Raw genomic sequence first — 806 nt, forward strand, 5'->3', positions numbered from 1 at the left:
CCTCCCGGTTCTCCTGGGATTCCACCGCCGATGGACTTCTCGCCTCGTACGCGGGCACGGTGGCCGCTCACCGGGCCCGGCGAGAGGCGGCCACCGCCTCCTGACACCCCGGGGCGCCCGCCGGTCGAGCGCCCCGTCCGAACCTCCCCCCGCGACGAACCGCTCACGAGTACAGGGGAGTCGAACCGAAGGAGCCACGATGATCGACCCCACCGAGAACAAGCGCATGGACGAGGGCAGCGGGGCTGCGCCTCGCGGTGCCGACGAGGTCGACGGCCCGACCCTGGAGTTGATCCGCGACTTCCTCGTGGAGCGGGACATCGAGTCGACGTTGGCCGACGGCCGGGTCTTCGTGGTGCAGCTGCCGGGGGAGAAGCGCCTCAAGACCGCCTGCCACCTGACGGTGAACCGGGAGAGCGTGCGGATCGAGGCGTTCGTCTGCCGCAAGCCCGACGAAGACTTCGAGAAGGTCTACAAGTACCTGCTGCGGCGCAACCGGCGCCTGTACCAGGTGGCGTACACGCTGGACAACAACGGTGACATCTATCTTGTGGGCCGGATGCCGCTCGTGGCGGTGACCGAGGAGGAGCTCGACCGCGTGCTGGGCCAGGTGCTCGAGGCCGCGGATCACGACTTCAACATCCTGCTCGAGATCGGGTTTTACACCTCGATCCGCCGGGAGTGGGAGTGGCGCGTCTCGCGCGGTGAGCCGCTGCGCAATCTCCACGCGTTCCGTCACCTCACCGCGGATCTGCCGCAGCCGGGTCACGGCTGACGACCCGGGCGCACGCCGCGGCCCGCCGGCC

The 806-nt window shown here is 69.6% G+C and carries 1 protein-coding gene; it reads left to right on the forward strand.

The genetic code is table 11. The annotated features are described in order from the left end of the window. The first annotated feature begins 199 nt into the window (after positions 1-199). Complete coding sequence (locus tag IY392_RS16390; RefSeq protein ID WP_375292927.1) at positions 200-775, forward strand: YbjN domain-containing protein; 576 nt, start codon at positions 200-202, stop codon at positions 773-775. Positions 776-806: the final 31 nt, after the last annotated feature.

The organism is Dietzia sp. SYD-A1 (genome assembly GCF_015356725.1).
GTDB lineage: Bacteria > Actinomycetota > Actinomycetes > Mycobacteriales > Mycobacteriaceae > Dietzia.

Coding starts and splice junctions, on each gene's coding strand:
- IY392_RS16390 (WP_375292927.1), top strand. CDS start 200: ATGATCGACCCCACCGAGAACAAGCGCATGGACGAGGGCAGCGGGGCT.